The sequence below is a fragment of the Paraburkholderia aromaticivorans genome (assembly GCF_002278075.1).
In the GTDB taxonomy this organism is placed as follows: domain Bacteria; phylum Pseudomonadota; class Gammaproteobacteria; order Burkholderiales; family Burkholderiaceae; genus Paraburkholderia; species Paraburkholderia aromaticivorans.
Genome location: NZ_CP022989.1, coordinates 419,170 through 444,878 on the forward strand (window position 1 = coordinate 419,170; position 25,709 = coordinate 444,878).

Here is a 25,709-nt window from a genome sequence, read left to right on the forward strand (position 1 = left end):
TTGCTGGCTTAACGCGCGTTCGCGTGTTACGGAGACCTATCGCTTGTTACTGGGCGTTAATTCGCCTGACCGGGAGGAGCGTTAATCCGTGCGCCCCGAGGCGGCGGGTCGTGACGCGAGATACCATGCGGCCGTGGCAGCCAGCCCTGCGTCCAGCGAAAACGGGGGCGACCAGCCCAGCACATCGCGGATATGGGTCGAATCGACGCGCAGGCTGCCCGTCAGCCGATCGATCTGGTCGGCCTTTCCAGTCAGGCACCCCGCCATCTTTAGCACGCCGGGCGGCACGGGTACAAGCCGCGCAGGTCGCTTCAGATGCTGACCGAGACGGCGCGCCAGTTCCGCGACGCTCGCGTCTTCGCCATCAGTCACGTGAAACAGTTGATTTGCGGCATCCGGATGCGTCGCGCAAGCGACGAGCGCGCTCACAAGATTGTCCACATAGACCATGCTCCGACGCGCAGCGACCGCGCCGATCGGCAGCGGCATGCCTCTGGCAATCGCATGCATCAATGCAAAGAAGTTTGCACGGACCTGCGGTCCGTAGACGAGCGGAGGACGAATCACCGCGATCTCCAGGCCCACGAGTGCGCCATAGTCTTGCAGCATCACTTCGGCTTCCGCTTTCGATACGCCGTACGGATCGGGAGGATGACGCTCGTCGGTTTCATTGAGTGGCCTGCCAGAGTCGAGCTCCGCGAGCGCTTTGATGCTGCTCACGAAGACGAAGCGCTTCACTCCGGCGCGCATCGCGGCTTCGGCAACTTTCAGCGTGCCGTCGACGTTGGTGGCGCGGAAGGCAGCAAGCGGATCGGTGGCCGCGTCGCGCATCACGTGGACGCGGGCCGCGAGATGGATCACTGAATCGGCGCAGGCGAAGGCATCGGGCGTAATCGCGTCGAGCGATGCGATGCGCACCGTCTCGTCGCCCTGCTCGTGCGTCGCGCCATCGCGCACGATTCCGACCGGCTGCATGCCGGCATCACGCAGGGTGCGCGTGAGCGCGCGCCCGACGAAGCCGTTGGCGCCGGTGATGGCGATGCGCGAGGTCATTCCTCAGCGCTCCGGATACGCCGCGCCGCCACGTTGCAGGCGGACTTGCAAAAAATCCTTGTGTAGTATCATCTACGATCCCTTGTTTTCAATCCCGGCCCCCGTTGCCCGCCCCATGCAGAATCTGAAGCCCGCCACCAGTTCCGACGCGTCTCGCCAGCTTTCCCATCCGCGCGACAACTTCGATGCCATCCGCCTCATCGCGGCGTTGATCGTGGTGTACGGCCATGCGTTTCCGCTGAGCGGTGTGGCAAGCCCGAACATTCTCGGCAACGAAGTGCAGACGCTCGCAGTCAAGGTGTTCTTCGTGATCAGCGGTTATCTCGTGATCGAGAGCTGGCGCCGCGATCCCTCGCCCTATCGCTATCTGTGGCGCCGCTGCCTGCGCATTTTCCCGGGACTGTTCGTCTGCGTCGTGCTCAGCGCGTTCGTGCTCGGGCCGCTCGTTACGTGGCTGCCGCTCAAGGAATACCTTGCGAACGAGTGGACGCGCCGCTATCTGGGAAACATCGTACTGTACCCGTCTTACGCGTTGCCGGGCGTCTTCGACAAGATCACCTATCCGAATGCCGTCAACGGTTCGCTGTGGACCCTGCCGGTCGAGTTCTCGATGTACCTCCTCTGCCCGCTCGTCGTCCTGTGGGGTCGCGGCGAGAAACTGCGCATCCTCATCGCGACCGTCATCCTGTGCGCTGCGGGATTGTATCTGGTGCGCTTCGCCCGCCCCGCCCACCAGATCGTTTTTTACGCGACCGATGTGGTGTCCGCCCTCGATGCAGCGCCGTACTTCTTCCTCGGCGCGAGTTGGCGCATTCTGGCGCCACAGAAGGCCTACAACCTGCAGGCCGCCCTGCTCGCGGTGCTGATGCTGGCTGCGATTCCCCAAGGCACGATCACCTACGAGATCGGACTCTATCTCGTGCTGCCCTACGCCATTCTGTCGTTTTCGCTCGCCAAACCGGCAGTATTCGGATGGACCGGGCGCTTCGGCGACTTCTCGTACGGCGTTTATATCTACGGTTTCGTCGTTCAGCAGACCGTCTCGTATCTGGTCAACGCTGGCGGGCGACCATACGTCAATTTCCTCATCTCGGTAGTGCCGACGCTTGTGCTCTCCGTGATCTCGTGGCATCTGATCGAGAAGAAATTCCTCCTGCTCAAGCCGAAGAAGCGCCGCGCCGCCGCGACTGCTCTGGCGACGCCCTGAGGTCGCTCGTCACAACCACTTCCAGCCGAAGCGCCGGAAGAAGGTCCAGGCCGAACGTGCGAACAGCATGATGTGCTTTCGTCCCTTCGTCGCCGCGCCGCCACCGTGGTGGACCACTTCGACACCGGGCACGAACACGACGCGCGCGAGCTTGCGAGTGCGCAGGCTGAGGTCGTAGTCCTCGAAGTACAGGAAGTAACGCGGATCGAAGCCTTCGAGGCGCTTGAGCGTGTCGGTGCGAAACAGCATGAAGCAGCCGCTGACGATGGGCGGATCCCAGAACACACGGCCCGCGTCCATCACGTCGCGCATCTCGTACCAATCCAGCCGCCGCGCGAACGGACGCCGCAGCGGGGCGGCCACAAAACCGCGCACGAACAGATCCAGCACCGACGGAAAACGCCGGCACAGGAACGCCTGTTCGCCGTTCCCATTGCGAATCAGCGGCGTGAGCAGGCCCGCCTCGCGATGCGCTTCGAGAAAGTCCAGCGCCTCGCGCAGCGCGTTCTCGTTCAGTTCGATATCGGGATTCAGCACTAGGTGATAACGGCTGCGCATCTGTTCGAGCGCGAGATTGTGGCCGCGTCCGTAGCCGACGTTCCCCTGGCCGCGAATCTCGTGTAATTCGAACGGTTCGCGTCGCGCGGCGGCAGGAACTCGCGCCGTTTCTTCCGGCGCACCGTTATCGATGAGATAGAGCGGCGTTTTCTCCGCGAGCAGCAAGCGGCGGAGAGCAGCCGCAAGCGTCTCCAGCGTGCGTTCGAGCATCGCCAGATCCGGTCGATAGACCACGATCGACACGCTCAACAGCGGCGCCGTGTCCAGCGCGCACGCGCCTTGTGGAACGGGGCCTTGATTCAACATATTCATACAGCGGAGACGGCTCGGCGAATGGGAATGAAAAGAGAAAGCGGCAACCAACCAAAAAAGTCTGCCTGACCCCGCGCGTTTCGACAAGTACCGCCTGCGGCCCTCGTCAGCGGAGCCTCGCGAGCGGATATTTGCTCCGAAGACGCGGCGCTCACGTCACCGCGCTGAGGAAACAGGCCGCGCCTCGCCACACGAGAGTATACGCAAACTGATTAGACGGCCCTCTTTTGTCTTATCAAACTATAAAGTTCCAGATCGAGCTCGTTGGCATTTTCAATTACGCGGCGATCCCCCGCCGAAAGCATCTCACGCGGACCAGCGAACACATTCTCTCTAGCGACTACCAAGCCATCCTGACCCAATCCTAACCATCCCGCAACAAAATTGGCAGTCTTCCAGAGGCTATCCACGAAGCCAACGTGCGAAAAATATTTATCGAGATTCTCCAAAGCACGCTTCAAACGAAACCCCTCATTAATCTGTCTCGTCGGCAATTTCTTTGTAACGCTCCACCAATAATTTGCCAATCGATCCTCTAGGAGCGGGAAGTAGCGATAGCTTGCCGAGAAAATTCGGACCATTTCATTATTAGTTTCTGGCGTTACGCACGACTCCACAAAATCTCGCAAAGAAAGATTCCCATCTTTTATGAATTCAAAATAGGGAGAATCAGTAAACCTAGCGTGATGACGGTAAAGAGAAACCACTCGCTCCAGCGGATCGCGCATGACAGTGGCGTACAGTGGGTTCTCATCACCAAATAGAACGTGCGCCCCAAACGCGAAATGTCCGAACAAGAGGGACTCACCCGTCAAGCCGGGCCGCGCCTCATCAGCTATTCGCTTATTCAACCCGGAATAAATTGGATAGACAGAACATGTCGCAGATCGCGCACCAAAAACCGCCGCGCCCAACGATGTCCCGGCCGTCTTGGGAATATGAACGAAATATTTCACAATACCTCACTTGTTTCTGTTTGCCGGCAAGCGTCGCTCGTGCCCATATCTTTTATCCACAGTTCCCTCGCCTATGTCAGGCGGCGCGTCATATGGCGTTATTTCTGACGAAATTGATTCAATCTTCTTGAAACTGTTCGCAGCATGAACGAAAGTCTGGATTGCGATCCGAATACGCGCGTCAATATTGGATATTTCGCGGCAAAGCGCCTTGCGCCGCGCCGGGAAATATAAAGGAGCGATTGGGAACGCACCTGCTCGTCCACCATCTCCACGACATCGCGCGGCGACAAGGTTATGCGCATAGACTTCTGCATTTCGACCACGCGCTCGTAGCTCTGATGCAGCTTGTGCTGGCGCGTCACCGCGAGTCCGTGCGATTGCGGCACGCGCGCGCGTGACGTGGTCTTGCGCACCGCGTGGAAATCTCCGTCGAGCGCGTAACGCGTCCACAACAGCCAGTCCTCGAGTTGGTCCATCGATTCGTCGAAGCCGCCGTGACGCTCATAGAGCTCGCGCTTGAAGACGACCGACTGGATCGGGACTAGGTTCTCCTGCCACATCGCGATCTGCGAAAACAGCCGGAAGTGCGTGTACGGCTCACCTTCCTCGATCACGAGACGGCCCTGCGCGTCGTGGCGCACGGTCGACGGCACGAAGTCCGCGGCACCGTACGCGGCATTGACGCCGTGTTCGGCGGCCGCCGTCATCAGCACCTCGATGTGATCCGCGTAGAGTTGGTCATCATCGTCGAGGAAACACAACCATGCGCCGCGCGCCATCGCCAGCGCGCGATTGCCGGCCGCGCTGCGTCCGACCGGCTCGACGGTAGCCTCGTAGCGGATCGCCAGGCGCGAAGTGAATTCGGCTTCGATCATCGCCCGCGCGGTGGGCGCCCCATCCTCCACTACCACGGCCTCGATGTTCGGGTATGTCTGGTGCGCAATGGAAAGGAGTGCGTAACGCAACAGGTCCGCGCGCGCGTGCGTGCGCACGATCACGCTGACGAGCGGCCACGCGTCCTTCGCGAGCGGCGCGGTGGCAAACCGATGAAACGTGCCGAGGCGGCGGCGGCCATAGTTCCACAGCAGGAATTCGCCCCGAAAGCCGCGTTCGCGCCACGTCGCGCCGCTGGACCGGAAGTAATTCAGTGATCGCGCGAATCGCCGCAGGCTATCGAGCGTCGCTCGGCGGCCGCGCGGCAGCTTGCGGATGCCGCTCAGTTCGACCAGCGACAGCCCAAGACCAGCAGCGATATCCCGCCAGGTGCCGAAACGCGCACGCAAACACAGCGACGCGTAGATGCCGTTGAAAATCTGCGCGAGCTTCACTTCGCCGCTTGTCGCATAGGTCCAATGCACGACGGCGGCGCGTGGCACGTATTTGAGCGCGTAGCCACTCGCGCGCAGCCGCCAAGAGAGGTCAACGTCCTCGCCGTATAAAAAGATTCGCTCGTCGAAACCGCCGACTGCGTCGAACGCATCCCGCCGGAACAATACTGCCGCACCGCTGACCCAACTCGTCGTCAGAAAGGAAGGATCGTAGTCTTTCGGATGCTCAAAGGGGGTCTGCCGCATTTCCCACGCGGCGACCTTCGTGTTCGGCTCGACTTCGGCGAGCAATTCCTCGAGCGCGTCCGGGAACAGTTCGAGATCCGGATTGAGCACTAGCACAAAGGGCGCGTCGCCAAGCGCGATGTTCGCGTTGTGCGCGCGGCCGAAGCCGAGATTCTCGGCGGAGTGCGTCACCGAAACGGAGACGCCGCTCGACGACGACGCGTTGCGCCGCATGGCCAGCGTCTCCCATTGCTCCGCAAGCGCGCGGTCGTTATTGCGGATGCGCACATGCGGTAAGAGCCGCGCGGCGATCGTCTGCCGCGCAATGCTGTCGAGCAGGCGCTCGACCTCCTCTACCGTGTTGCGGTAGACAACCAGCGAGATGTCTACCGCCTGCCCGGTGGCCAGCCACGCGTCAGTGAGCGAGCCCTCGAGGGCAGGATCGATCGCCGTCACACTCAACGCAAGCGCCTCACAATGCCTCGCCCGATCTGTCGCGCCACCTTGTTCGAGCGCGACGCGAACGTCAGCAGCGCCGGATGACGATGCAGGAGCTCGAGCACCGAGCGCTTCGCGGACTTCGTGCGGCTCATGTACGCGATGTCGTTCTCGAGCTTGATGATCCACTTGCGCTGATCGTTGATGAGCTTGATCGTGCCGGGCGGGAACACGTGATATTGCCGGTCGATCTTGGCCAGGATCATGTGATAGTCGCGCTCCCAATCGCTTTGCGAATGGATCGAGTACGACGACTCACCCTTCTTCCACTTGTGATAGATGCAGGTGATCTCGGGCGACGCCTCGACGCCGCACATGAACAGGCAGCGCAGTTCGAAATCCCAGTCCTCAGCGGTATTGAGCGACTCATCGAAGCGCAAGCCCAACTCGTGGAACACGGCTCGCGGAAACGACATCGCCACGGGGGGCGAGTAATTCTGATGCAGATGCGCGTAGAAGTCATACGTCCCCGGGAACGGATGACGAATCGCGCCCACTACCGCGTAACCCTTGCCGCCCGCTGCGGTGTCCGCCGTCTCGGCGATGTCCTGCTCCACCGCCACCGTACGCAGCATGCGGCCCGGCGACTTCTCGGCCATTTTCTGGAACGTCTCCACCCAGTGGGCGAAGATCATTTCGTCGTCGTCGAGAATCGTGATGTAGTGACCTCGCGCCAACTCGAAGCCGAAATTGAGCGGCGTGGTACGGCCGCCGCGATCGCACGGCACGATGCGCGAACGGTTGCGAATGGCTTCGGGCATGTCCTCGACGATGCGCTCGATGCGCTTCTGCAACTCGAATTCCACCCTGTGCGGAATCACGATCAGCTCGAAGTCCCGCGACGTCTGTGCCGTGAGCGCCAGCAGCAGATCGCGGAAGCTCGCGAGCCGGCGCCCTTGTGTACGCATCACGATGGAGAGGAACGGACGCTCCTCGACGGGTTCGACGACAAGCGGCGCCACCTTGCGCGGGCCCGGCAAATACGCGCGCACCAGTTCGTTGATCGACGAGAAATCGTCGGCGGCCTCGCGAATCTGGCTGAGGTAACGATTCAGCGGCGTGGCGTCCGATACAAGCGGATCGAACCTCGGGAAATACTGATCGCTACGCTGACGTTGGAAGTCCGCGCGCGCCACTTCCGTCCAGCCCGCGCTCGACATCATCGCGTTTAGCAAACGGTCGGTGTGGTGAATGACGTGTGTGTGGTCAAGTAGTCCTTCGACGGTATAGTCCCAGCGGCCGGCAAGGAGCTTCGCGCCGAGATCGCGGTGCGCGACGTTTGGCACCGCGATCACGAACAGCGCCGCGCGATTCTCCGCGAAGTTTCGGAGCGCGTTCAGAAACTGCGGTCCATTGGTGATGTGCTCGAGCGTGTCGATCATGCTGATCGATGCAAGCGTGCGGTCGCCCAACGCGGCGCGCAGGGTCGCGATGGCCGCGTGCTCATCCAACAGATCAATCGCGTGGGTCTCGAAGCCCCGCTCGTCGAGCGCTTGCAAACGGGTGCCGTCGAGATCGAGGCCGACATAGGTCAACCCCGTTTCGCGCACCGGTTCAGCGATCGGGCCGTATCCGCAGCCGATATCGAGATGAACGCCGCCGGTGCCGGCATGCACGTGTAGAAGCTCAACCACGCGACTATAGACGGTGCCGGATTCGTAAGGATGGTCGTATGCGTTACTCATGTCGTCCGTTCAGAATCTATGTTTGCTGTAAAAGCCATCGATGAATTGCGCGACCTTGTGATCCGCATCGATCTGCACCGGCAACTTGCCGCTCTCTTTCAGCGACTGGAATTTACGCGCCGCTTTCTTTTCCGATTCGCTGCCGGCGTCGAGCAACTGCCGCTCGATGCGATCGGCGAGATCCGCGCGCGAGTATTTGTAGCTCAGCATCATCGCGGCTTCGGCCGAGAAGTACTCTTCCGCCGCGCCCACGATCCACTTGCCTTCCTGAGACAGGCGCTTGTCGTGGAAGATGACCGCCGACGGCTGGAACACCAGCTTGTAGCCGGCGAGCCGGATGCGCCAAGAGAAGTCCACGTCGTCGCAATAGAGGAAGAACGACTCTGAGTCGAACCCATTCACCTCCTTGGCGACGGCGGCCGTCACCAGCGCGCACGCCGTCGTCACCCAACCCGTCTCGCCGCTCGCGACGCTGTAGTCCTTCGGATGCTCGATCGGAACCTGACGCGCTTCGACGACAGCCACGCGCTGACGCTCGCGCATCGGCTTGACCAGTTCGATGAAAAGGTCGGGCGCGACGACCGTATCCGGATTCAGGATCAGCACGAGTTCGGAATTGAGGCCCTCGAGCAGACGGTTGTGACCGGCGGCCGAGCCCAGATTCTTGTCATAAAACTCGTATTGAATGTCGCCGAGACCTTGCGCCTCAAAGCGTTTGCGGCGCTCCTCGATCTCTTCGTCGGTGAAGACAGGGTCGGGCGAACAATCGCCGAACGCCATCTGCACTTTCGACAAGGCGCCCGACGAAATCGCCAGTTCCACGGCACGCCCGAGGCTCGCGAGCGATTGATCGACGTGCTGCTGCGTGTTCCCGTAGAGAATCGACTGGATGCGCAGCGAGGCCGCGCCTTGTAGTTGGGTGTCGTGTTGGTTCAAGCCGCGCTCCTAAGCCTGTTTGTTTTCTTCGCTGGCGATCCAGTCCTGCAATTCCGCGAGGCCCGCGTCGAGCTTGACCTGCGGCGTCCAGCGCAGGCTGGCGAGCGTGCTCGACAGGTCGCAGGCGGCATGGCGGACGTCGCCATCGCGGAACTGGCCGTTCACCTGCGGCGCAGGCGCGCCGTAATAATCGGCGATCAGCGAAGCGAGCGTGTGAATGGAGGTCGCGACACCCGAGCCGACATCGAAATACTGGCTGGCCGCCGGCGGCGCCGCCAGTGCCGCGACGATCGCGGAGGCGACATCGCGGATCGACACAAAGTCGCGCGTGACATCGCCGTCCTCATAAAGCGGAATGGACTTCTTCTCGCGCGCGAGCCGCGAGAACAGCGCGACGATGCCCGTGTACGAGTTGGTGAGCGACTGGCCCGGGCCGTAGACGTTCTGCAGACGCAGGATCGAGAGTGGCACCTTCATCGACAGGGACCATGCCGCAAGGATATGCTCCTGCGCCAGCTTGGTCGCGCCGTACACGCTGGTAGGATGCGGGATTGTATTCGCGACGCTCGACGGCAGCGACACCAAGCCGGGGAAATCCCACTGCGCCGCCTCAAGTTGCGCGTGACCGCGCTGCCCGGGATAGGTAATCTGGCGATCCGCCGTGCGCCACGCGCCTTCGCCGTAGACGGCGCGACTGCTGGTCAGCAGCACATGTTGCATCGCGATTCTGTGACGGCCCACGGCGTCGGTCATCTGCGTCGTGCCGACCACGTTCACGAGACCGTGGCGGCTCGCCTCGGTCAGCGACTGCCCGGTGCCGGTCTCCGCCGCCAGATGTACGATGACCTCGGGCCGGAACTCCGCAAATACCCTGTCCCAATCGGCGGGCACGGTGACGTCGCCGACCATCAGCTCAGCGCGCTCATGCAGCGCCTCGGGACGCGTCTGCGTCTTGTGCACCTGCGGATGCAAGTTGTCCATTACCACGTATCGCGCCGCCTCGGGCGCGAGCAGTGCCGCGATCGCGCAGCCGATGAAACCCGCGCCGCCCGTCACGAGAATGCGCTTGCCGGCAAAGTACGGCAGTGTGTTCTGATCGCTCATGCTTCCCTCTCTCATTTCAATATTACTAAGCTCGTCCCGGGCGGTCAGGCCCGTGCCGCATGCCTGCGCGCCCATGCGCTTCATTCGCTTTCCAGTTCGACAGAACGCATCGGCAAGCCCAGCAAGCCGGTGCTCACACTCGTCGAATGCGACTTGAAGATGATCGCATCGTGTACCCAGTGATGAACGACGTGCTCGTCCTGCGTCCCATCGGCGACGGCGGCGGTGATCGAATAATCTCCGACTGGCATGCGCGGCATGTGGAAGCGGAAGCGCGCCGTCAGCGTCGTGCCCGCAATGGTGTGCATCGGCGTGAGCTGCGTCGTGATGTAGGTATTTTCCCCAAACAGATTCTGGCCGAGTCGGTCGCGCGCCAGGAAGCCGATGATTGGTCGCGCGAGCGGCTGCAGCGTCTTCACCCGCACCTCGACGCACACTGACTCGCCGCCTACCACCCAGGTCAGACGCCGACCTTCGTCGTCAACCAGCCCCACATGCGTGATCTTCGCGCCGCCTAGGCCGAAACTATTGGCATCTTCCTGGAAGGTGAACACTTCGATGTCGTTGCGATACGCCGAACCGTTGATCAGGTCACTGCGCTGATCGTGATAATGCTGATCCACCTTGACGGAGCCGCTCAGCACCGCGTTGCGCTGCCCCGATACCGCGGCGCCTGAAGCCTCATGCTGAGCCTGATAGTACGCTTCGAGATACTGCTCGCAAATGTCCTTGGCCGGCCCGACGGCCCGCACGCTGCCCTTGTCGAGCCACACAACGCGCTCGCAAAGATTGATGACCGCGTTGGTGTCGTGGCTCACGAATAGCACCGTGCCAGTCTTCATGAAGGTACGCAAGAAGCGCATGCACTTCTGCGTGAAGAAAGCGTCGCCCACAGCGAGCGCCTCGTCGATGATCAGCACATCGGCATCGACATGCGCGAGCACCGCGAACGCGAGCCGCACGTACATACCGCTCGAATACTTCTTGACCGGCTGATCGATGAACGCACCGATATCGGCGAACTCGAATATGGCTTCGAGCCGCTCGTCGATCTGCTTGCGCTTCAACCCGAGCAGTGTGGCGTTGAGGTAGACGTTCTCACGTCCGGTGAACTCGGGGTTGAAGCCTGCGCCCAGTTCGAGAAGCGCGGCAACGCGGCCGTGCACCTGCACGTCGCCAGCCGAAGGCGCGAGCGTACCGCAGATGATCTGCAGCAGGGTGGACTTGCCCGAGCCATTGCGCCCGATCACGCCAACCGTCTGCCCGCGCGCGATGTCGAGCGACACGTCCTTGAGCGCGTGAAACTCGGTCGCGGCCGCTTCCGCACGCACGTTGAAGCCCGGCAGCAGCAGCCCCAGCCTGTAGAAGATCGCGCGCTTTAGACGATCCTGCGGCCGGTCGTAGATCGAATAGCTCTTGCCGACGTGATTAACGCGGATCGCCAGATTGTCAGATGACATCGGCGAACCCCCTGCGCGCAGACTGGAACCACCAGTAGCCGAGCCAGGCCACCACGACGCTGGCGACGAGATACAGCCCAAGCGCGGCGAAGTCCGGCAGGCTGCCGCCGACGAGCACAGCCCGGCTCTCCTCGATGAAGAAGGTCAACGGATTGAGCTGCAACCAGATACGGTATTTCTCCGGCAGCGCGGAGATCGGATAGAACACCGGCGACAAGAACATCAGCACGGAGGCAAGAAACGCCGTGGCCTGCGCGATGTCGCGCACATAGACGCCCGTTGCGGCCAGAAACCAGCCCACGCCGAGCGACAGCAGAAACAGCGGCAGCACTACGAGGGGAAACAGCAGCACCGTCAGATGCACCGATCCGTTCACCAGCAGCAGGCCCGCGACCAGCACCAGCATGCTGATGAAAAGATGGAACACCGCCGAGCACAGCGCAATGACAGGAAAGATCTCGAGCGGGAAGATTACTTTCTTCACGTAGCTCGCGTTCTGCAGCACCAGCAGCGGCGAACGGTTGATGCATTCGGCGAACAGCGCGTGCACCGTCATGCCGACGAAGAGCATCATCGCGAATTCACCATGACCGACCGGCGCGGTGGCAGCCGCACCCCAACGCGACTTGAAGACGAACGAAAACACGAAGGTGTAGACCGCCAGCATCAGCACCGGGTTGAAGAACGACCATGCGAGCCCGAACACCGACCCTCGATAGCGGCCGATGACCTCCCGTTTGGTCATCTGAAAAATGAGCCCGCGATTGCCATATAAGGAAACCACCAGCGATGTCAAGGATTTCGAAGTTGCGTCCATATTATGAAGAAACCGTACCGCGTGGCCGGGTACCCCTTCCTGTTGAAGTGTCGTGAAAGGTTCCGGCACTTAGCGGAACGCGGTGAGCAAGTCGGCCAAGCAGAGCGACATGCCGACTCGCCAGTCCGGTAGGCGAACGCCGAAACGCGTCTGCAGCGCGTCGTTGGACAATACCGAATTGGCCGGACGCGGTGCTGGCAACGGATACTCGTCCGTGCGGATGGGCACGACCGATTTCACCATGTACTCAGTGTCGGGCTGCAGCCGGCGCGCCTCCGCGATGATCGCGTCGGCATAGCCGTGCCAGTTGGTCGAGCCACCCGCTGACAGATTGAACAGTCCCGAACGGAACGTGCCGCCGCGTCGCTCGGCTATCGCGCGGCTCACAATCTGCGCGGTGGCGTCGGCGATGTTGCGTGCCCACGTCGGGGCGCCGAACTGGTCGCCTACGATGCGCAACTCCTCGCGGATCGCCGCCAGACGCAATATTGTGCGCATGAAGTTACTGCCACGCGCGGCATAGACCCAAGTCGTGCGGAACACCAGCCAGTCGCCGCCCGCCTCACGCGTGGCGAGTTCGCCGGCGAGTTTGCTGCGGCCGTAGGCATTGACGGCGCAGGTGGCGTCCGTTTCCAGATACGCACCCTGCTTCGAGCCGTCGAACACGTAGTCGGTCGAGTAATGGACGAACAGCGCGCCGCATTCGCGCGCCGCGCGCGCGAGTTCGCCGACGGCCTCGCCGTTGATCGTAGTCGCCTGCGCTTCCTCGCTTTCAGCTTTGTCGACGGTCGTGTAGGCCGCCGCGTTGACGATCACGTCTGGGTGGAAGTCGAGCACGGACTGACGCAAGGTGTCGGGCTTCGAGAGATCGAAGCTGCGGCGATCGACGGCGCGCACTTCGCCCAGCACCGAAAGGCTGCGCGCAAGTTCCCAGCCAACCTGGCCGTTCGCACCGGTGACGAGAATCTTCATGCGAACACCTCCGCTTCCACCAGCCGCTTGGCCGCCGCATCCTTCGCCGCGAGCAGAGGCTCGAGATCAATCGGCCATTCGATGCCGATCTCCGGATCGTTCCAGAGAATGCTGCGCTCGTGCTCGGGATACCAGTAGTCGGTGGTTTTGTAGAGAAACTGCGCGGATTCGGACAGCACCACGAAGCCGTGCGCGAAGCCCGGCGGCACCCACAATTGCCGATGGTTGTCGACCGTCAGCACCACCCCGACCCATTTCCCGAAATTGGGCGAACTCTCGCGGATGTCGACCGCGACGTCGAAAACTTCGCCTTCAACGACGCGCACGAGTTTGCCCTGCGCATTCTGGATCTGATAGTGCAGCCCGCGCAGCACGCCCTTCGCGGAGCGCGAATGGTTATCCTGCACGAACTCGACGCCGGGCTCGACCTGCTCGGCGAACTCCTTCGCATTGAAACTCTCGAAGAAAAAGCCTCTCGCATCGCCGAACACTTTCGGCTCGATGATCTTGACTTCAGGCAGCGCTGTAGCGGTTACTTGGATGGCCATGCCACTTGATCCGTAAGAATATTTTGCAGATATTGCCCGTAGGCATTCTTCGCGAGCGGTTTGGCGAGAGCCAGCAGTCGCTCGCCGTCGATCCATTGCCGCCGGAATGCAATCTCTTCCGGACACGCAACCACGAGACCCTGACGCTTTTGCAGCGTGGCAATGAATGTCGCCGCTTCGATCAGCGAATCGTGCGTGCCGGTGTCGAGCCACGCATAACCGCGTCCCATGATTTCGACATTGAGCGCGGCGTTCGCCAGATAACGCGAATTGACGTCGGTGATTTCAAGCTCGCCGCGAGGCGACGGCTTGATATCGGCGGCGATATCGCAAACCTGCTTGTCGTAGAAGTACAAGCCGGTGACCGCGTAGTGCGAGCGCGGCTTCGCGGGCTTCTCCTCGATCGACAGCGCCCGGAACTGCTTGTCGAATTCAACGACGCCATATCGCTCTGGATCGTGCACGTGATACGCGAACACGGTAGCGCCTTGGTCCTGCTCATCGGCGCGTTCCAGTTGCTTCGCGAGATCGTGACCGTAGAAGATGTTGTCGCCGAGTATCAGCGCCGACGGGTCGTTAGCCACGAAGTCCCGCCCGATGATGAACGCCTGCGCAAGCCCGTCCGGCGAAGGCTGGACCGCGTACTGGATGTTCATCCCCCACTGGCTGCCGTCGCCGAGCATCGCCTCGAAGCGCGGCGTGTCCTGCGGCGTCGAGATGATCAGCACGTCGCGAATGCCCGCCACCATCAGCGTGGACAGCGGGTAGTAGATCATCGGTTTGTCGTACACCGGCAGCAACTGCTTCGAGACGACGTGCGTGATCGGATACAGGCGCGTGCCCGAACCGCCCGCGAGAATAATGCCTTTGCGCGCCATTGCCGTGCCCTTACGCGCGCTGCGCGTAGTTGGTCTCAACCCATTTGCGGTACTCGCCCGAGGCCACCTCGTCCGACCAGGCCTGGTTGTCCAGATACCACTGCACCGTCTTCTCCAGACCCGTCTCGAACGTCTCCGCCGGCTTCCACCCCAGCTCCCGTTCGAGCTTGCGCGCGTCGATCGCATAACGGCGGTCGTGGCCCGGACGATCCTTCACATACGTGATCTGGTCGCGATACGACGCGCCCGCCTTCGGACGCAACCGGTCCAGCAGGTCGCACAGCGTGTGCACCACCTCGAGGTTCTTCTTCTCGTTCCAGCCACCCACGTTGTACGTCTCGCCTGGCGTGCCGCGCGCGAGCACCTCGCGGATCGCGCTGCAGTGATCGCCCACGTACAGCCAGTCGCGCACGTTCTGGCCGTCCCCATACACCGGCAGCGCGTTGCCCGCGAGCGCGTTGGCGATCATCAGCGGAATCAGCTTCTCGGGGAACTGGTACGGACCGTAGTTGTTCGAGCAGTTCGTGGTGAGCACCGGCAAACCATACGTATGGTGGTAGGCGCGCACCAGATGGTCCGATCCCGCCTTGGTGGCCGAGTACGGGCTGTTCGGCGCGTACGGCGTGGTTTCGGAGAACTGCGGATCAGTAGCGGACAGCGAGCCGAACACTTCGTCGGTCGACACGTGCAGGAAGCGGAAAGCGGCCTTGTCGACCTCGCCGAGCGCGTTCCAGTAGTTGCGCGTCGCCTCGAGCAGCGTGAAGGTGCCGACCACGTTCGTTTGAACGAAATCAGCCGGTCCATGAATCGAACGGTCAACGTGGCTTTCCGCGGCAAAGTGCAACACGGCACGCGGCTTGTGCTCGGCGAACAGCGCGTCGAGCGCGCCGCGGTCGCAGATATCCGCGCGCACGAAGATGTGCTTCGGATTGCCTTGTTGCGACTTCAGCGTACCCAGATTGCCGGCGTACGTCAGCTTGTCCACGTTCAGTACCGCTTCGTCCGACGCGTTGAGCCAGTCGAGCACGAAATTGGCGCCGATAAAACCGGCGCCGCCCGTTACCAGAATCATGAAAATTCCCTTCTAGATGTTGGCGGCGGGTCGAAATGGTTCACTGACCTGCTACCGCGCGTTGTGGTGCGGATTCTTGTCGACGCCCGCCGCCGCCCTTGCAATGCGGGCAGGCGCTCAAACGCCAATCTTATGAAGCCCCGATTATAAAGCGGCCAGCTTTAAAAACTAGAACCCTAACAACTTGAAACAGCTTGACAATTTGGTTTCCATCAGTTGATTCGACCGAGACGTTGAAACCCGATCTCGCGGCGAGCGGCCGAAAAGCACGGCGAACCATCGTACCAATGGAATGGGAGCGGACTAAATCAGCGCAATACACGGGGAATTGTGCGACGAATAGCGCATATGCCTGAATAATCAAAAGCTCACTCGGCGCATGACGATTGTTTATACGCGAGCGAAGGTGGCGCGTCACCACGCCGCAAGAAAAATCGCGGAGGGTTGCAAATAAGACGGTTAAGCCGCGAGCATCCAGCGCAGCGTATCCATGAATGGAATCGCCTCCACTTTCGGCACGAGCGTGCGTAGTTTGGCGGGCGATCCGGCCAGTATTTTCACGTCGGTTTGCCGAACGAAGGCCGGATTGATCTGAATCTCGAGTTCGTGGCCTGTCAGGTCGCTCGCCGCCGTGAGAATTTCACGCAAGGTGAAGGGCGTGCCGGTGCAGACGTTGACCGTCTCGGCAGCCGCTTCGGAGTCGAGCAGCGCTTCATAGGCGTTGGCCACGTAGCGCACGTCGGAGAAATCGCGCGCGACGTCGATATTGCCGAGTTCGATCGATGGTTCGCGGCGCGCAAAGTGCTCGACGATCTTCGGCACGAGGAAGTTGGATGCCTGGCCGCGGCCGGTGTAGTTGAACGGCCGCACGATCAGGATCGGCAGCCGGTCGAACCAGGTCCGCACCATTGTTTCCATCGCCGCCTTGCTGGCGGCGTAGTGATTGACCGGCGTGACCGGAAAACTCTCGTCGATCGCGTCGCTCGTCACATTGCCGTAGACGTTCGCGCTGCTCGCAATCAACAGCTTGCGCGGCGTGTGACCCACAGCGGCGCACGCCTCCAGCAGATTCAACGTGCCGAGCACGTTGACGCGGTAAAAGTCGAGCGGATCGTTATGGCCCACGAAGCTGATTGCAGCCAGATGGACGATGTAGTCGGGGCGCGCGATTTCGATCGCGCGCCGGCAGGCGTCCGGCGACGTGATGTCGAGCCTCACGCGAGTGGGCGTTTCCGGCTCGCTGCGCCCCGCGACCGTTTCGATCACAGTGTGGCCTCGGCCGAGCAGGTTATCGACCAGATAGCGGCCAGTGAAGCCGCTCGCGCCGGTTACGAGCGTACGGATAGGTTGCTGCGCATGAAAAGACGACATGCTGTTCTCCGTTCACGAGGGTCATCGTGTTGTGCTGCAATATCGCGCGCGCCGTTCGCCGGAGCACTTGCCGGCGGCGTCTTGCGCCGCCTGACGCGATACGGGCACTTCAAACGGGCTATTATGTCACGCTAGCATGCTGCACTGCCCAACGCGGCACGCCTCGTGCGTAACAGCATGTATCAAACCGCCCTTACTTCCTCGATGACACCCGCCACTCCGTCTTTCGCTTCCTCCGCCCAGCACCCGGTCCCGCTCGCGTTCGGGGATCTGCAAGGTTGCCGCACGCCGTTCCAGCAACTGCTCGCCAAGGCCGCGCCGCCGGCCGGCACGCCGCTGTGGTTCGCGGGCGACCTGATCAACCGCGGCGCCGAGTCGCTCGCTACGCTGCGCGACGTGATTGCGCTGGGCGAGCGCGCGGTGCCGGTGCTGGGCAATCACGATCTGCACCTGCTGTCGGTGTCGGCGGGGATTCGCAAGTCGAAGAAAGGCGACACGATCGACGAGATTCTCGCCGCGCCGGATGCCGCCGACCTCCTCGAATGGGTCCGGCACCGTCCGCTCGCCCACTTCGACAACGGCATGCTGATGGTCCATGCCGGCGTTCTGCCGCAGTGGGATGCGACCATGACGCTCGAACTCGCCGACGAATTGCAGCGCGCCCTGCGCGCGCCGAACTGGAAGGAGACGCTCGCCGGTTTGTACGGCAATGAGCCGAACCGGTGGAAGCCGGGACTGAAGGGCATCGAGCGGCTGCGCCTGACGTGCAGCGCGTTGACGCGACTGCGCTTCTGCAACGCCGAAGGCGCGATGGATTTCAGCAGCAGCGGCGGCCTGAACGCGGCGCCGCCCGGTTGCATGCCGTGGTTCGATGTGCCGTCGCGCGAGACTGCCGACGTGACGGTCGTGTTCGGTCATTGGGCCGCGCTCGGCTTGACCTTGCGCGACAACCTGATCGGACTCGACTCAGGCTGCGTGTGGGGTGAAAAGCTGTCTGCCGTGCGACTCGCGCGAAACCCCGCGGAACGCACGCTGACGCAGGTCGATTGTGATAACTGTCGCGCGCCGGGCGGCGGCAACTAAGAAGCTGTTGCGAAATTAAGTTCTGGGGCTGTTAACTTTTCTGGCTTGGTGTTAACTTTCTGTCTTGTTTTGCCTGACAGGAAGCGATGTCTAAAGAACTCATAGACGACGAACTGTGGTCACTCATCGAACCACTTCTGCCTGCGCGAGCACCTCGCAATCGGCAATATGCCGGGCGCAAGCCAACACCCGACCGCGCTGTACTGACGGGCATCGTGTTCGTACTGCGCTCAGGCATTGCGTGGAATCTCCTGCCGCAGGAGATGGGGTGCGGCTCAGGCACTGCCTGTTGGCGACGGCTCGTCGCATGGCAGGAAGCAGGCGTCTGGCAACGCATCCACGAAACGCTGCTGGCCGAACTGCGTCGTCGTGGCGAAATCGATTTGTCGCGCGCGCTCGTGGACAGTTCATCGATTCGCGCCGTGCTGGCGGGAAAAAAACCGGCCCGAATCCCACGGACCGGCGCAAGCTCGGCAGCAAACACCACCTCATCGTCGACGCGCAAGGCATCCCGCTCGCGGTCATCCTGAGTGCAGCGAACCGCCACGACATTACCCAACTCGATGCGCTGGTTGAGGCAATTCCGCACATCAGAGGCAAGCGGGGGCACCCCTTGCATAAACCACAAATCGTTCAGGGCGACCGGGGCTACAGTTCCGAACCACATCGGCAACGTTTGAGAGAACGCGGCATCACGCCGGTGCTCGCAAAAATTGGCTCGCCCCATGGAAGTGGTCTCGGCAAAACGCGCTGGCCAGTCGAGCGTTCGATTGCATGGCTTCACTCGTTTCGACGCCTGAAAATTCGCTACGAACGTTATGCCCATATCCATGAAGCCTTCCTCTCTCTGGCTTGTGCCTTAATTTGCTGGACACGTCTCAAGCCAATGTTTAACTAATTTCGCAACAGCTTCAAAGGCAGTCACGAAGCGCGGTCACTAAGCGCCACAATTACGCGCGGACAAGTGAGGAAGACAACCAGGAGCGGCAATTGAGCGCGCCAACCAAGGGCGCCACATAAGCGCGGCGACCCGGCCCAACGCCGTTAGGCCGAACGCCCTGATTGATCGACCTCAGTAACCTGATTCACCTGGTCGGCCACTTCGATCGGCGTTCCCGTGGAGGCGGGTGTGGCGGCCCGCTCCGCGATCACCGCACCGCTCACCGCGGCGCCGCTTTGCATCTGCCGCAACGCCTGCGCAATCACGCCTTCCGCCTCCGCCGCCAGCGTGCGACGGTCGGCCCCCGGCGCGAGCGGCGCGCCCACGTAGACATGCGCGGTCAATGGTCCGCCACGCAGCAGCAGATTCAACGAATCGGCGAGCGACAGATCGTCGATATAGGCCGGCGCGGTGGACTGCCGGCCCTGCGCGTCCTCATACATGATGCACAGCGGCTGCACCGGCACGGACGCCGACACGGCCGCCTGAAACATGTTCGCGTGAAACGGCAGCACCGCGAGTCCATTGGACGTGGTGCCCTCGGGAAACACGCACATCAATTCGCCTGCACCGAGACGGTCGGACAGTTCGTGCATGATTCGCTTCGCGTCGCTACGCTTCTCGCGCTGAATGAACACCGTGTCCAGCTGCTGCGCGAGCCAGCCGACCACCGGCCATTGCCGGATTTCGGCCTTCGAGACAAACGGCGTGGGACGCCACGCGTTGATCACGTAGATGTCGATCCACGAAATGTGGTTGGCGACCACCAGCGCGCCGCGGTCAAGCCGCGCGCTGTCGTTATGCACGACGAGCCGCATGCCGCACAGGCGCAACATCTTCAGCGACCATTCGCGATTGAGCGCGTGCCGCGCGTCAGCGCCGGCTTTGGGAAAGCGCGTCGCCACGATCCACATGCCGTGCAGCAGATGAGCGACGAGGCGGGCCTTGCGTAACGCGATCTTCATGGTCGGGGCGTTCCTTAACGTGCCAATGAGGGGGCCGCTGACAGGCCCAATGCTGCGGACATTAGCGCTGTTCGAATGCGACGTGACCGGACACGATGGTCGCACGCACGCGCGCCGGCAACTCGTAGCCGAGGAACGGCGTGTTGTGCCCCTGGCTCTTCAACGCACGCGGCTCGACGCGCCAATGCGCGTTGCGATCGAACACGCAGAGATCGGCCACGCCGCCCACGGCGATGCGGCCCGCCGCTTCCAGCTTGAGCACGTCGGTCGGCGCCGTGGTGATGCGATTCAGCGCCTTGGCGAGCGGCACGCCCGCTTCGTCGGCCCACTTCACCGTCAGCGACAGGAACAGCTCCAGGCCGGTCGCCCCGGGCGTCGCTTCGGCGAACGGTAGCAGCTTTTCGTCGTCGTCGACCGGCGTATGGTCGGAGCAGATCGCGTCGATCGTGCCGTCGACCAGACCCGCGCGGATCGCTTCGCGATCGCGCTGTTGGCGCAGCGGCGGATCAAGCCGGAACTGCGCGTCAAAGTAACCGATATCGAGGTCGATCAGATGTACGTGATTCACGGTGACATCGCACGAGACCGGCAAGCCCTCCGCCTTCGCGGCACGCATCAGCGCAATCCCCGCCGCCGACGAGACATGCGACAGATGCACCCGCGCGCCCGTCACGCGCACCAGCTCGAAGATGGTGTGCAGTGCGATGGTCTCCGCCGACACCGGCACGCCCGACAGCCCCAATCGCGACGCCAGCGCGCCGCTCGCGGCCACGCCGCCCCTGCCGAGATACGCGTCCACCGGACGCAGCCACACGGTGTAGCCGTAGGTCTTCGCGTATTGCAGCGCGCGCATCAGCACCTGCGTATCGACCACCGGCACGTCGGCCTGCGAAAAGCCGATGCAGCCCGCTTCCGTCAACTCGACCATCTCGGTGATGACCTGGCCCTTGAGGCCGACCGTCAACGCGCCGAGCGGATATACGTGCGCCTGGTTCAGATTGCGCGCGCGGAACTTCAGCATCTCGACGAGGCCCGGTTCATCGAGCGTCGGATCGGTGTCCGGCGGACACACGAGGCTCGTCACGCCGCCGGCGAGCGCCGCGGCCATTTCGGATTCGAGCGTCGCCTTGTGTTCGTAGCCCGGTTCGCGCAATCGCGCGGACAGATCGACCAGACCCGGCACGACACAGAGGCCCTGGGCGTCGATCGTCTTCGCCGCGTTGAAGTCCGCGGGCGCGTTGCCGATGGCGACGATCTTTTCCGCTTCGATAAAAATATCCTGCTGCTGTTCGGTGCCCGCTGCCGGATCGATCAGCGTGCCACCTTTTATATGAATCTTCATCAAATTTGCTCCGGGAAACCCCGCCCCTCAAGGGCAAGGAGTGAGAGAGACGCAGCCGCGAGCATGCGTCTCCCGATTATCTATCTCACACAAACATATGATACTGTGTGAAGCATGAACATTAAGCGCGCGTATCGATTCCGGTTCTACCCGACGCCCGAGCAGGAAGCGATTCTTGCCAAGACGTTTGGGTGCGCGCGTTTTGCCTATAACCACATGCTTCGGTTGCGTACCGATGCGTGGTATCAGCGTCAGGAACGGGTCGGATATCACGAAACTTCCGCAGTGCTCACAGCGCTCAAAAAAACATCTGAGCACGCATGGCTGAACGAAGTCAGTTCGGTTCCGGTGCAGCAGGCCTTGCGCCACTTGCAAACGGCATTTACGAACTTCTTCGCCAAGCGCGCGAAGTATCCGAGTTTCAAGCGCAAGGACGGCGCGCAATCTGCCGAGTACACGACGAGCGCTTTCAAGTGGGATGGCGCGTCATTGAACCTCGCAAAGATGGATGCGCCGCTTGCGATTCGATGGTCACGTCCTATCCCGACCGGTGCGAAGGTAACGACCGTCACGGTGTCGAGAGACCAATCAGGCAGATACCATGTCTCAATGCTGTGCGATGACGCAGTAACCGCGAAGCCAGAGGTATCGGGCAAAGTTGGCATCGACTTTGGTCTGACGCACTTCGCAATCCTTTCTACCGGCGAGAAGATCGCGGCCCCTAACACGTTTCGAAGGAACGAGGCCAAGCTCGCCAAGCTGCAACGGAGACTAGCGAAGAAGCAAACGGGCTCCGCCAATCGCATGAAGGCAAAGCTTAAAGTTGCACGAATGCATGCGAGGACAGCAGATTCCCGACGAGACTTCCTGCACAAACTTTCGAGCCGGCTGATTAACGAAAACCAAGTGATCGCCGTCGAAAGCCTTGCCGTCAGCAACATGAAGAAGAACCGTTGCCTTGCAAAGTCTATCAGCGATGCAAGTTGGTCTGAGTTCACCCGCCAACTAGAATACAAAGCGCAGTGGTACGGACGCACGTTGATCGGCATCGACAGGTGGTACCCGTCAAGCAAACGATGTGGCGGTTGCGGACATATAATGCCCAAAATGCCGTTGAATGTCCGCGCATGGACCTGCCCGGAATGCGACAGCATCCATGATCGCGACATCAACGCTGCGCGCAATGTTTTGGCCGCCGGACTGGCGGCGTCAGCCCATGGAGAAGGCGTAAGTCCCATGTCTCTGTGAGATGAAGTTGGGTTGCCGTCTGTGAAGTGGGAATCCCCTTCCTTCTTAGGGAGGGGAGCAGTCAAGCGCTGCCTTATGTTCAGCCAAGTTCTGCCTGATTTGTTGAGTGCTTGCCGCGCACGGCTTGTTTGCCGCGGCGAGATCAATCGTGATTGCCCGCGACAATCCCCATCACCGCCATGCGCACCGCGATACCGAAGGTCACCTGGTTCAGAATCACCGATTGCGGGCCATCGGCCACTTGCGAATCGATTTCGACGCCGCGGTTCATCGGGCCCGGGTGCATCACGATCGCGTCGGGCGCGGCGAGCGCAAGGCGCTCGGGCGTCAAGCCCCAGCTCTTGAAGTACTCCTGCGCCGACGGCAGCAATGCGCCGCTCATCCGCTCGTTCTGCAGACGCAACATGATGATCACGTCGACGTCCTTCAGGCCTTCGTCGAGGTTGTGGAATACGCGCACACCCATCTGTTCGAGGCCGCCCGGCAGCAGCGTGCGCGGACCGATCGCGCGCACTTCCGGCACGCCGAGCGTGGTCAGCGCATGAATGTCGGAGCGCGCGACCCGCGAATGCAGAATGTCGCCGACGATCGCCACGCGCAGCTTCGTGAAATCCTTCTTGTAGTGGCGGATCGTGTACATGTCGAGCAGCCCCTGGGTGGGGTGCGCATGACGGCCGTCGCCGGCATTGATCACGTGCACGTGGGGCGCGCAATGCTGGGCGATCAGATACGGCGCGCCGCTCGACGCATGGCGCACGACGAACATGTCGGCATGCATCGCCGAGAGGTTGTTGATCGTGTCGAGCAGCGACTCGCCCTTGCTGGTGGACGACGCGTTGATGTTCAGATTCAGCACGTCGGCGGACAAACGCGTCGCGGCGATCTCGAAAGTGGTGCGGGTGCGCGTCGAGTTCTCGAAGAACAGGTTGAACACCGACTTGCCGCGCAGCAGCGGCACCTTCTTCACTTCGCGATCGGTCACGCTGACGAACTGGTCAGCGGTATCGAGAATGTGATTGACGATCGCCTTCGGCAAGCCCTCGATCGACAACAGATGTTTGAGCTCGCCGTTTTTCGTGAGCTGCGGGTTGCCCTTGAGGAAGCCATAACGGAAGCGCTCGGTGGCGCTATCGGCGGAATCCTTGAGGGCCTGGGTGGCGGTGTTCATGGTGTACCTGCTTCAAATACGGGCTTCAACGTGATCGGTGTGGATGCTGGCCGCGTGTGACGATGCCGGGCCGGCCTTCGCGTGCGCTGCCGCGGCGACCGACTCGAAAAATCCTGCTTGCTTGACGGGTAATGACTCAATGCGATGCGCCGATTGCAGCGGGCTCGACGCGCGCCTCGCGCAATCTCGCGCCGTGTTCAATCGACGCGCGCTTCTGTGTGAAAAGTAAAACGCGGCTGACCGTGTGCGCCACCTGTTTCACCGTCGTCCGAGCGGGCCAGCACGAGCGTGGCGTCAGCGGGGATATTCACCACGCCGCCGACAAAGCGCGCCGCCACCGGCAGTTCGCGCCCGCCGCGGTCGGCAAGCACCGCCAGCTCGACCGATGCCGGGCGGCCGTAGTCGTACAACTCGTTGAGCGCCGCGCGAATCGTGCGTCCGGTGTACAGCACGTCGTCGACCAGCACGATACGGCGGCCGTCGACCGAAAACGGCAGCGAGGTCGGGCTCGCCTGCGCGTGCAGGCCCTTCTTCGCGTAATCGTCGCGATGCAGCGCGACGTTCACCACGCCGAAGCTCGGCAGGTTCAGGTCGTGCGCCAGACGTTCGGCAAGCCACGCGCCGCCGCTGTAAATGCCGGCCAGCGCGGCGCCTTCGCCGTCCTGCGCGGCGCCGAGCTTGTCGCCGTACACCGCGCGAATCTGGTCGAGCAACGCGCGATAAAGCGCTTCGGCGTCAATGGAACTCATGATCGTCGGAAAGTCCGTCTAGATATTGCTGGAGGATGATGCTGGCGGCTTCGGCGTCGAGCATGTCGGCGCGGCCGTTGCCCGCGCGGATCTCCGCCTTCGCCTCGACCGACGAATAGCGTTCGTCGATCCACGTGACCGGGAGATTGAAGCGGCCGTTCAGCTGATTGCCGAAGCGCTTCGCCAGTTGCGTCATTTCGTGCGGCGTGCCGTCCGGATGCAATGGCAGGCCGACCACCAGCGCGTTCGGCTTCCACTCCGCGATCAGTTTGCCGACCGCTTCGAAGCGGTATTCGCGGCTGCGGTTCTGCACGATCACGAGCGGCCGCGCGCTGCGTGTCAGCGAATTGCCGACCGCCACGCCAATGCGTTTTTCACCGTAGTCGAACGCAAGCAGCGTCGCCTCACGTCCGCCCGGCAGGCTCATGCGTGACCCGCCTCGCCCGAGAGCATCGACAGGTTGATGCCGAGAAGCGCCAGGGCCGCTTCGAGACGCTCTTCAGCGGGCACGTCGAAGACGATTTTCGGGTCGGCTTCGACCGTCAGCCAGCCGTTCTTCGAAATCTCTTCTTCGAGCTGCCCCGCACCCCAGCCGGCATGACCTAGCGTGAGCAGGAAACGCTCGGGCCCCGTGCCGCTCGCCACAGCTTCGAGCACGTCTTTCGAGGTGGTCATCTCGAGACCGCCCGGCACCGACATGGACGAGGTGTACGCGTTGCCGTCTTTCGGATCGTGCAGCACGAAGCCGCGCTCGGTCTGCACCGGGCCGCCGAAATACACGGGCACATGGAGAAGGGGTTCGATCTCGAGCTTGAGATCGATGCGACTGAAGAGCGCTTGCAGGTCGATATCGGTCGGCCGGTTGATCACGAGGCCGAGCGCGCCGCGCTCACTGTGATCGCAAAGGTAGACCACCGTTCCTGAAAACGTCGGATCCGCCATGTTCGGCATGGCGATCAGGAACTGGTTGGTCAGATTGATGCGATCGGTACTCTTGGACATAGTTCGGATTTTAGCAAAGACGATGCAGGATGGCGGGCTTTGAGCGTGGAACCGCGATGCGTGCCGTGAAGCGTGCCGCGAGCCATCGACGGTGAATCAAGTTCCACTCTATCACGCACGCGGGCGCTCGCCACGGTGCGGGTTCGCGCTGTTTTGCGGCACGCCGTTTGCGTGCCGCCTGGCCGTGTCATGGCCGACCCTTGCTGCCGGCTCCTGAACGGGCCAGTGG

Annotated in this window: 24 protein-coding genes; 4 read left to right on the forward strand and 20 right to left on the reverse strand. The window is 62.0% G+C overall.

Annotation, left to right across the window (positions count from 1 at the left end):
* Nucleotides 1-81 precede the first annotated feature (81 nt).
* Nucleotides 82-1,053: a UDP-glucose 4-epimerase family protein gene (locus CJU94_RS01785; RefSeq protein ID WP_095417301.1), complete on the reverse strand. Its 972-nt coding sequence runs from the start codon at nucleotides 1,051-1,053 to the stop codon at nucleotides 82-84.
* Nucleotides 1,054-1,168: 115 nt separating this feature from the next.
* On the opposite strand from CJU94_RS01785, the gene CJU94_RS01790 reads away from it, so the two are divergent.
* Entirely contained in the window at nucleotides 1,169-2,260 is a 1,092-nt protein-coding gene (locus tag CJU94_RS01790) for an acyltransferase family protein (RefSeq protein WP_095417302.1), read from the forward strand.
* A gap of 9 nt (nucleotides 2,261-2,269) precedes the next feature.
* Here the strand turns inward: CJU94_RS01790 and CJU94_RS01795 are convergent, their stop codons facing one another.
* The 13 genes from CJU94_RS01795 to CJU94_RS01855 form a co-directional block, all read right to left on the reverse strand.
* Nucleotides 2,270-3,124: a glycosyltransferase gene (locus CJU94_RS01795; protein ID WP_095420177.1), complete on the reverse strand. Its 855-nt coding sequence runs from the start codon at nucleotides 3,122-3,124 to the stop codon at nucleotides 2,270-2,272.
* Between the two features lie 218 nt (nucleotides 3,125-3,342).
* Nucleotides 3,343-4,086 carry a hypothetical protein gene (locus CJU94_RS40695; RefSeq protein ID WP_157763703.1) on the reverse strand — a complete coding sequence of 248 codons (744 nt, stop codon included), beginning with the start codon at nucleotides 4,084-4,086 and terminating at the stop codon, nucleotides 3,343-3,345.
* Between the two features lie 98 nt (nucleotides 4,087-4,184).
* Nucleotides 4,185-6,098, reverse strand: a complete 1,914-nt coding sequence (locus CJU94_RS01805) for a glycosyltransferase family 2 protein (protein WP_095417304.1) — start codon at nucleotides 6,096-6,098, stop codon at nucleotides 4,185-4,187.
* Nucleotides 6,099-6,100: 2 nt separating this feature from the next.
* The gene (locus tag CJU94_RS01810; protein ID WP_095417305.1) at nucleotides 6,101-7,825 is read right to left on the reverse strand and encodes a methyltransferase domain-containing protein; all 1,725 of its coding nucleotides are present in this window, start codon (nucleotides 7,823-7,825) and stop codon (nucleotides 6,101-6,103) included.
* Nucleotides 7,826-7,834: 9 nt separating this feature from the next.
* A complete protein-coding gene (locus CJU94_RS01815) occupies nucleotides 7,835-8,761 on the reverse strand; it encodes a glycosyltransferase family 2 protein (RefSeq protein ID WP_095417306.1) in 927 nt (308 codons plus the stop codon).
* Between the two features lie 9 nt (nucleotides 8,762-8,770).
* A complete protein-coding gene (locus CJU94_RS01820; RefSeq protein ID WP_095417307.1) occupies nucleotides 8,771-9,865 on the reverse strand; it encodes an NAD-dependent epimerase/dehydratase family protein in 1,095 nt (364 codons plus the stop codon).
* A gap of 80 nt (nucleotides 9,866-9,945) precedes the next feature.
* Nucleotides 9,946-11,325: an ABC transporter ATP-binding protein gene (locus CJU94_RS01825; RefSeq protein WP_095417308.1), complete on the reverse strand. Its 1,380-nt coding sequence runs from the start codon at nucleotides 11,323-11,325 to the stop codon at nucleotides 9,946-9,948.
* On the reverse strand, nucleotides 11,315-12,142 hold the full coding sequence (locus CJU94_RS01830; protein ID WP_341868361.1) for an ABC transporter permease: 828 nt from the start codon (nucleotides 12,140-12,142) through the stop codon (nucleotides 11,315-11,317). The genes CJU94_RS01825 and CJU94_RS01830 overlap by 11 nt, the downstream gene beginning before the upstream one ends.
* 69 nt (nucleotides 12,143-12,211) lie before the next feature.
* Complete coding sequence (gene rfbD, locus CJU94_RS01835) at nucleotides 12,212-13,114, reverse strand: dTDP-4-dehydrorhamnose reductase (RefSeq protein ID WP_095417309.1); 903 nt, start codon at nucleotides 13,112-13,114, stop codon at nucleotides 12,212-12,214.
* A complete protein-coding gene (gene rfbC / locus CJU94_RS01840; protein ID WP_095417310.1) occupies nucleotides 13,111-13,662 on the reverse strand; it encodes a dTDP-4-dehydrorhamnose 3,5-epimerase in 552 nt (183 codons plus the stop codon). Before rfbC ends, rfbD begins: the two co-directional genes overlap by 4 nt.
* Nucleotides 13,647-14,540, reverse strand: coding sequence for a glucose-1-phosphate thymidylyltransferase RfbA (rfbA, locus tag CJU94_RS01845; protein WP_095417311.1), 894 nt, complete (start codon nucleotides 14,538-14,540; stop codon nucleotides 13,647-13,649). Before rfbA ends, rfbC begins: the two co-directional genes overlap by 16 nt.
* A 10-nt stretch (nucleotides 14,541-14,550) precedes the next feature.
* Nucleotides 14,551-15,612, reverse strand: a complete 1,062-nt coding sequence (rfbB, locus tag CJU94_RS01850; protein WP_095417312.1) for a dTDP-glucose 4,6-dehydratase — start codon at nucleotides 15,610-15,612, stop codon at nucleotides 14,551-14,553.
* 459 nt (nucleotides 15,613-16,071) lie between these two features.
* Entirely contained in the window at nucleotides 16,072-16,983 is a 912-nt protein-coding gene (locus CJU94_RS01855; RefSeq protein WP_095417313.1) for a GDP-mannose 4,6-dehydratase, read from the reverse strand.
* Between the two features lie 204 nt (nucleotides 16,984-17,187).
* Between CJU94_RS01855 and CJU94_RS01860 the strand changes: the two genes are divergently transcribed.
* Both CJU94_RS01860 and CJU94_RS01865 read left to right on the forward strand, forming a co-directional pair.
* Entirely contained in the window at nucleotides 17,188-18,066 is an 879-nt protein-coding gene (locus CJU94_RS01860; protein WP_095420179.1) for a symmetrical bis(5'-nucleosyl)-tetraphosphatase, read from the forward strand.
* A gap of 86 nt (nucleotides 18,067-18,152) precedes the next feature.
* A protein-coding gene (locus tag CJU94_RS01865; protein ID WP_095417314.1) for an IS5 family transposase occupies nucleotides 18,153-18,964 on the forward strand; the annotation gives its coding sequence in 2 pieces (ribosomal slippage) (nucleotides 18,153-18,492 and nucleotides 18,492-18,964; 813 coding nt in all).
* A gap of 146 nt (nucleotides 18,965-19,110) precedes the next feature.
* Here CJU94_RS01865 and CJU94_RS01870 read toward each other — a convergent pair.
* On the reverse strand, nucleotides 19,111-19,971 hold the full coding sequence (locus tag CJU94_RS01870) for a lysophospholipid acyltransferase family protein (RefSeq protein ID WP_095417315.1): 861 nt from the start codon (nucleotides 19,969-19,971) through the stop codon (nucleotides 19,111-19,113).
* A 61-nt stretch (nucleotides 19,972-20,032) separates the two neighbouring features.
* Nucleotides 20,033-21,313, reverse strand: a complete 1,281-nt coding sequence (locus tag CJU94_RS01875) for a dihydroorotase (protein WP_095417316.1) — start codon at nucleotides 21,311-21,313, stop codon at nucleotides 20,033-20,035.
* A gap of 114 nt (nucleotides 21,314-21,427) precedes the next feature.
* Between CJU94_RS01875 and CJU94_RS01880 the strand changes: the two genes are divergently transcribed.
* Nucleotides 21,428-22,561, forward strand: a complete 1,134-nt coding sequence (locus CJU94_RS01880; RefSeq protein ID WP_095417317.1) for an RNA-guided endonuclease InsQ/TnpB family protein — start codon at nucleotides 21,428-21,430, stop codon at nucleotides 22,559-22,561.
* A gap of 142 nt (nucleotides 22,562-22,703) precedes the next feature.
* On the opposite strand, the gene CJU94_RS01885 is transcribed toward CJU94_RS01880, so the two are convergent.
* The 4 genes from CJU94_RS01885 to CJU94_RS01900 form a co-directional block, all read right to left on the reverse strand.
* A complete protein-coding gene (locus tag CJU94_RS01885) occupies nucleotides 22,704-23,729 on the reverse strand; it encodes an aspartate carbamoyltransferase catalytic subunit (protein WP_095417318.1) in 1,026 nt (341 codons plus the stop codon).
* A gap of 197 nt (nucleotides 23,730-23,926) precedes the next feature.
* Nucleotides 23,927-24,478 (reverse strand): bifunctional pyr operon transcriptional regulator/uracil phosphoribosyltransferase PyrR, encoded by a 552-nt coding sequence (pyrR, locus tag CJU94_RS01890; RefSeq protein WP_095417319.1) that lies wholly within the window; start codon nucleotides 24,476-24,478, stop codon nucleotides 23,927-23,929.
* Complete coding sequence (gene ruvX, locus CJU94_RS01895) at nucleotides 24,465-24,905, reverse strand: Holliday junction resolvase RuvX (protein ID WP_095417320.1); 441 nt, start codon at nucleotides 24,903-24,905, stop codon at nucleotides 24,465-24,467. Before ruvX ends, pyrR begins: the two co-directional genes overlap by 14 nt.
* The gene (locus tag CJU94_RS01900; RefSeq protein ID WP_007178990.1) at nucleotides 24,902-25,480 is read right to left on the reverse strand and encodes a YqgE/AlgH family protein; all 579 of its coding nucleotides are present in this window, start codon (nucleotides 25,478-25,480) and stop codon (nucleotides 24,902-24,904) included. Before CJU94_RS01900 ends, ruvX begins: the two co-directional genes overlap by 4 nt.
* Between the last annotated feature and the right edge of the window lie 229 nt (nucleotides 25,481-25,709).